The organism is Klebsiella sp. 64, from assembly GCF_018223915.1.
Classification (GTDB): Bacteria; Pseudomonadota; Gammaproteobacteria; order Enterobacterales; family Enterobacteriaceae; genus Klebsiella; species Klebsiella pneumoniae.
Map to the genome: position 1 here is coordinate 39,371 of NZ_JAGRQZ010000033.1, position 6,694 is coordinate 46,064.

The 6,694-nt window shown below is 41.0% G+C and carries 5 protein-coding genes; all 5 read left to right on the forward strand.

The window, feature by feature from the left end:
* The first annotated feature begins 39 nt into the window (after positions 1–39).
* Positions 40–1,479 (forward strand): capsule assembly Wzi family protein, encoded by a 1,440-nt coding sequence (locus KHQ23_RS20615; RefSeq protein ID WP_040174439.1) that lies wholly within the window; start codon positions 40–42, stop codon positions 1,477–1,479.
* A 145-nt stretch (positions 1,480–1,624) separates the two neighbouring features.
* Positions 1,625–2,761, forward strand: coding sequence for a polysaccharide export protein (locus KHQ23_RS20620; protein WP_040174441.1), 1,137 nt, complete (start codon positions 1,625–1,627; stop codon positions 2,759–2,761).
* 1 nt (position 2,762) lies between these two features.
* Positions 2,763–3,197: a protein tyrosine phosphatase gene (locus tag KHQ23_RS20625; RefSeq protein WP_071994526.1), complete on the forward strand. Its 435-nt coding sequence runs from the start codon at positions 2,763–2,765 to the stop codon at positions 3,195–3,197.
* A gap of 17 nt (positions 3,198–3,214) precedes the next feature.
* The gene (locus tag KHQ23_RS20630) at positions 3,215–5,374 is read left to right on the forward strand and encodes a polysaccharide biosynthesis tyrosine autokinase (RefSeq protein ID WP_032442097.1); all 2,160 of its coding nucleotides are present in this window, start codon (positions 3,215–3,217) and stop codon (positions 5,372–5,374) included.
* A gap of 96 nt (positions 5,375–5,470) precedes the next feature.
* A complete protein-coding gene (locus KHQ23_RS20635) occupies positions 5,471–6,682 on the forward strand; it encodes a sugar transferase (protein WP_211776940.1) in 1,212 nt (403 codons plus the stop codon).
* The last annotated feature ends 12 nt before the right edge of the window (positions 6,683–6,694 follow it).

A 6,694-nucleotide genomic window follows, 5' to 3' on the forward strand; every position in this document is an offset into this window, starting at 1 on the left:
TTGAGATACGACAGCGGGGCTGAAAATGGATCTTGTACAATGATAAAAATTGCGCGCATTGCCGTGACGTTGGGTTTGCTTTCCTCCCTGGGAGCCCAGGCTTACGCGGCCGGGTTAGTAGTAAATGACAACGACTTGCGTAACGACCTGGCCTGGCTTTCCGATCGTGGGGTCATTCATCTGAGCCTGTCGACGTGGCCGCTAAGCCAGGAAGAGATCGCCCGGGCGCTGAAAAAGGCCAAGCCTTCCTATTCTTCTGAGCAAGTGGTCCTTGCTCGTATTAACCAGCGACTGTCTGCCTTAAAAGCGGATTTCCGGGTTACCGGCTACACTTCAACCGATCAGCCGGGCACTCCGCAGGGGTTTGGTCAGACACAGCCGGCAGATAACTCGTTAGGCCTGGCGTTCAACAACAGCGGCGAGTGGTGGGATATCCACCTCCAGGGCAACGTCGAAGGAGGGGAGCGGATCAGCAACGGATCGCGCTTCAACGCCAACGGCGCATACGGCGCGGTGAAGTTCTGGAACCAGTGGCTCTCTTTTGGTCAGGTTCCGCAGTGGTGGGGACCGGGCTATGAAGGTAACCTGATCCGCGGGGATGCCATGCGGCCGATGACTGGTTTCCTGATGCAGCGCGCAGAGCAGGCAGCGCCAGAAACCTGGTGGTTGCGCTGGGTCGGCCCATGGCAGTACCAGATCTCCGCCAGCCAGATGAATCAATATACCGCGGTACCCCATGCCAAAATTATCGGCGGTCGTTTTACCTTTACACCATTCCAGTCTTTAGAATTAGGCGCATCACGCATTATGCAGTGGGGTGGGGAAGGGCGGCCTGAATCACTCAGTAACTTCTGGGATGGTTTAACAGGCAAGGATAATACCGCCGCAAACGATCCCAATGAACCAGGGAACCAACTGGCCGGTTTTGACTTTAAGTTCAAACTCGAGCCGACTCTTGGCTGGCCGGTGAGCTTCTACGGGCAGATGATCGGCGAGGATGAGTCTGGTTTTCTTCCTTCAGCAAATATGTTCCTTGGCGGTGTTGAAGGGCACCAAGGGTGGGGCAAAGATGCGGTTAACTGGTATGTGGAAGCGCATGACACGCGTACCAACATGAGCCGAACCAATTACAGCTATACCCACCACATCTATAAAGATGGTTATTACCAACAAGGGTATCCACTGGGGGATGCGATGGGTGGGGATGGTCAACTCATTGCCGGGAAGGTTGAGCTGATTACCGATGATAACCAGCGTTGGAGTACACGCCTCGTTTACGCCAAAGTTAACCCTGAGAACCAGTCGATCAATAAAGCATTCCCCCATGCTGATACCTTGAAAGGTGTACAGCTAGGCTGGAGCGGCGATGTTTACCAGTCTGTTCGTCTGAATACCTCTTTGTGGTACACAAACGCGAACAACAGCGACAGCGATGACGTTGGGGCCAGCGCAGGGATAGAGATACCGTTTAGTTTATAAGGCTGAATGCTGAAAATAGAGGAGAGAGGGTGGTAGTGCTGCAGGAGGCAGTCAGTTTTTATCTCTCCACAAGCCGGCAGGTAAGCAACGGCGATGACAGCTGCTCAGGAATTGGCAAATTTTGATTTACTGATGATGTGACATTATGAAGAAAAAAATTGTTAGATTTTCGGCATTAGCGTTGGCGATTGGGTTTTTATCGGGTTGTACAATCATCCCTGGTCAAGGATTAAACAGTCTGCGCAAGAACGTGGTTGAACTCCCAGATAGTGATTACGATTTGGATAAGCTGGTGAATGTGTATCCGATGACACCAGGCCTGATCGACCAACTCCGACCGGAAACTGTTCTGGCTCGTCCAAATCCGCAGCTGGATAATTTGTTGCGTAGTTATGAATATCGCATTGGGGTTGGTGACGTACTGATGGTTACGGTATGGGATCATCCGGAATTGACTACTCCTGCGGGTCAATATCGTAGCGCCAGCGACACCGGTAACTGGGTTAATTCAGATGGTACAATTTTCTATCCATACATTGGAAAGCTTCAGGTTGCGGGTAAAACATTAAGTCAGGTACGGCAAGATATCGCCAGTCGATTGACCACTTATATTGAAAGTCCGCAGGTTGATGTAAGCGTTGCAGCGTTTCGATCGCAAAAAGCCTATGTAACAGGCGAAGTAGTTAAATCCGGTCAGCAGCCAATAACGAACATTCCACTAACTGTAATGGATGCGATAAATGCTGCAGGAGGACTTGCACCTGATGCCGACTGGCGTAATGTTGTATTAACCCATGATGGTAAGGATACAAAAGTATCGTTATACGCTTTAATGCAAAAAGGCGATTTGTCTCAAAATCATCTTTTATATTCTGGAGATATTCTGTTTGTTCCTCGTAATGACGATCTTAAAGTGTTCGTTATGGGTGAGGTAGGAAAACAAAGCACCATGAAAATGGATCGCAGCGGGATGACCTTAGCTGAGGCGATTAGCAATGCAGAAGGTATGTCTCAAGCATTTAGTGACGCTACAGGAGTGTTTGTAATTCGCCAGCTGAAAGATGATAAGAATGGGAAGATTGCGAACGTTTATCAACTAAATGCTCAAGATGCATCCGCCATGGTTTTAGGAACTGAATTTCAGTTACAACCATATGATATCGTGTATGTAACGTCTGCACCAATTGTGAGATGGAATAGAGTTATATCTCAATTGGTACCAACAATCACTGGGGTACATGATATGACTGAAACTGCAAAATTTATAAGAACTTGGAATTGATATGTTTGATTCAATTCTTGTTGTCTGTACAGGTAATATATGTCGTTCTCCGCTTGGGGAGCGATACTTAAGGAATGCTCTGCCGAATAAAAAAATAGATTCTGCAGGTACTGGGGCTTTAGTTGATCATGAAGCAGATTCAGCAGCGCAAAGAATTGCACAGCAAAATGGATTATCATTAGAAGGCCACAAAGCTAGGCAGTTCACATCATCCCTTGCCAGAAATTATGATCTAATTCTTGTCATGGAGCGAGAACATCTTGATAAAATTTCAAAAATTGCGCCCGAAGCTCGTGGTAAGACAATGTTATTTGGGCATTGGTTAGGACAAAAGGAAATTCCCGATCCTTATCGTAAAAGTGAAGAAGCTTTTGCGTTGGTGTTTCAATTAATCGAAAATACAGGTCAGCGCTGGGTTGAGAAACTAAGCGGTTAATAATCAGGAATCATTGCATGTCTCCAGTACTTAAACATAGCGTCACAAAAGATACGGATGAAATAGATATAGGCCGAATTATCGGTGAATTAATTGATCACAGAAAACTAATAATTTCTGTGACTGCATTATTCACCGTACTGGCCTTAGTATATGCGCTTTTTGCTACACCAATATATAAAGCTGATGCTTTAGTACAGGTCGAGCAAAAGCAAGGCAATGCTATTTTAAGCAATCTTAGCCAAATGCTTCCAAATAGCCAACCAATGTCAGCACCTGAAATTGCTCTTTTACAGTCAAGAATGATTTTAGGCAAAACGGTCGACGATTTGAATCTGCAGTCAAAAATTGAACCAAAGTATTTTCCTATTTTTGGGAAAGGTTTATCGAGGTTGATGGGGGAAAAAAATGGTACATTAGAAATCACAAGGTTATATATTCCAATAGTTGATAATGAGGCATCCGAATTAGAAATAGAAGTCAAAGATCAATCGCATTATTTTGTCAAATATAATAATAAAGTTATAGAAGGAACTGTTGGAATAGCAATAGATGAAGAAGGAGTTTCATTAAAAGTTTCTGAAATCTCGGCAAAACCAGGCAGTAGATTCACGGTCAAATATGAAGATAGACTAAAAGCGATTTCAGACTTACAAGATGTATTTACGGTAGCTGATCAAGGAAAAGATACTGGAATTCTCACACTTTCTTTAACGGGTGACAATCCAATTCTCATTCGCAAAATTGTCGATAGTATTGCACAAAATTATTTGTCACAAAATATTGCACGACAAGCTGCGCAAGATGAAAAAAGTTTGGAGTTTCTGAATATACAGCTGCCAAAGGTTCGTAAAGATCTTGATATTGCAGAGGACACATTAAATCAGTATAGAAGACAAAAAGACTCGGTAGATCTTTCTCTTGAGGCTAAATCTGTATTAGAGCAGATAGTTAATGTTGACAATCAACTCAATGAATTAACATTCAGGGAGTCTGAAATATCACAACTCTATACGAAAGAACATCCAACCTATAAAGCCTTACTAGAGAAAAGGAAAACTCTTCAAGACGAAAAAGAAAAATTGAATAACAAAGTTTCAGCTATGCCAAAAACTCAACAAGAAATATTAAGATTGAGTAGAGATGTTGAGTCGGGGCAGGCTGTTTATATGCAATTATTAAATCGACAACAAGAGCTTAATATTGCAAAATCAAGCGCGATTGGTAATGTTAGAATTATTGATACAGCCATTACGCAAACTAAACCAGTAAAGCCAAAGAAAATACTAATTGTCTTGATCGGGGTATTTCTTGGATTTGCTACTTCAGTAGGAATAGTATTATTACGCGTGTTCTTAAGACGTGGGATTGAGAATCCGGAGCAGCTTGAAGAGTTAGGCATAAACGTATATGCGAGTATACCTGTGTCTGAAACATTCGCTAAAAGAATGGTTCAAACGCCATCTTGGAAAAAAAATCGAAATAAAGATACTTATGGTTTTCTAGCGATTGAAAACCCGGCTGATCTTGCAATTGAAGCAATTCGAGGTTTAAGAACTAGTCTTCACTTTGCAATGATGGAGGCTAGAAACAATGTATTAATGATTTCTGGAGCTAGTCCAAATGCTGGTAAGACGTTTGTTAGTACAAACTTAGCTGCAATTATTGCGCAAGCAGGAAAAAAAGTTTTATTAATAGACACAGATATGCGTAAAGGCTATACCCATAAATTATTTGAAGTTTCAAATGAATATGGGCTCTCTGATTTTCTATCTGGTAAAAATGATTTACCAAAGTCAGTAAAAAAAATAAAGAATGTAGAATTCGATTTCATATCTCGTGGAGTTGTTCCTCCTAATCCAGCTGAACTGTTGATGCATAGACGATTTGGCGAGTTAATTACTTGGGCGAGCAATAATTATGATATTGTTATATTAGATACACCACCTATACTAGCTGTTACCGATGCAGCCATCATTGGTCATTATGCTGGGACAACTTTGCTAATAGCGCGATTTGAACAAAACACGCCCAAAGAAATTGAAGTGAGTTATAAGCGTTTTGAGCAAAGTGGCGTAATTGTTAAAGGCTGTATTCTTAATGGTGTTGTCAAAAAAGCAAGTAGTTACTATGGCTATGGTTATAATCATTATGGATATTCATATAAAGATTCTTAATATATGATTTTTAAAGCCGACATTTATTGTCGGCTTTACAGTTATTAACAATAAGTAAAAATTAATATTATAAAACTCAATTTGCGAGAAAATAATATGACACCATTTGGGCGGAATTTTATAGTAAGCATTACGCTTGCTATCACAGACTTAATAAGCTTTATTATGTCGCTTTATCTGGCAATTGGTATATTAAATCTTACGGCAAGTAATTCTTTTGAATCCATACATGTTAACCAAATAAAAGGATGGGTTTTTCTTCACTGGATTCTTGCATTTTGTTGTGTTGCTTGGTACTCAGTCAGGCTTAGACATTATTTTTATCGTAAAACGTTTTGGTTTGAATTGAAAGAGATATTACGGACTTTAATTATTTTTGGTGTTATTGAAATAGCTGTAATGGCTTTCACAACATGGTCATTCTCTAGATTCTTGTGGATTTTGACTTGGGTTTTTGTATTGCTGCTGGTGCCTGTTTTTCGCATGACGGCCAAGCGTATTCTAGATTCATTAGGCCTGTGGCGGCGCGAAACTTGGATCATAGGTAATGGTCCAAATGCGCAGGAGGCTTTTAAAGCAATAAGTAGCGAGAGAAATCTGGGGCTTGAAATAGTCGGCTTTATTGCGAGCGATGATCATGAAACAAACAAATCGATTATTAACAATATACCAGTCTTACCAAATGATATAGAATGGCTAAAAAATAAAAATAAAAATACCCAATTTATCGTTGCTGTTGAATCTTCACAAAGTGAAATAAGAAATACATGGCTACGGAATTTTATGATTAAAGGCTATCGCTACGTATCAGTCATACCAACACTGCGTGGTATGCCTTTGGATAGCACAGATATGTCGTTTATTTTTAGCCACGAAGTTATGATTTTCAGAGTTCAGCAAAATTTGGCAAAATTGTCATCAAGACTTATAAAAAGAATATTTGATATTATAGGCTCAATTTCAATAATAATTTTGCTTTCGCCAATATTAATCTATATCAGTCGCAAAGTTAAAGAAGATGGTGGGCCAGCTATTTATGGCCATGAGCGAATCGGGAAAGGCGGGAAACCTTTTAAATGTTTAAAATTTAGATCGATGGTTATTAACTCAAAGGAAGTTTTAGAAGAACTTCTTTTGAAGGATATAAATGCAAGAAAAGAATGGGAAGAAACTTTTAAATTAAAGAATGACCCTAGAGTTACTAAAATTGGGGCTTTCTTGAGGCGTACTAGCTTAGATGAATTGCCCCAGCTATTTAATGTACTGAAAGGGGAAATGAGTTTAGTAGGGCCAAGACGGCTTTGTTGAATAAATCAGATT

What these genes read in the sequence shown, in the direction of transcription:
- KHQ23_RS20615 (WP_040174439.1), top strand. Translation starts at nt 40, where the DNA reads ATGATAAAAATTGCGCGCATTGCCGTGACGTTGGGTTTGCTTTCCTCC.
- KHQ23_RS20620 (WP_040174441.1), top strand. Translation starts at nt 1,625, where the DNA reads ATGAAGAAAAAAATTGTTAGATTTTCGGCATTAGCGTTGGCGATTGGG.
- KHQ23_RS20625 (WP_071994526.1), top strand. Translation starts at nt 2,763, where the DNA reads ATGTTTGATTCAATTCTTGTTGTCTGTACAGGTAATATATGTCGTTCT.
- KHQ23_RS20630 (WP_032442097.1), top strand. Translation starts at nt 3,215, where the DNA reads ATGTCTCCAGTACTTAAACATAGCGTCACAAAAGATACGGATGAAATA.
- KHQ23_RS20635 (WP_211776940.1), top strand. Translation starts at nt 5,471, where the DNA reads ATGACACCATTTGGGCGGAATTTTATAGTAAGCATTACGCTTGCTATC.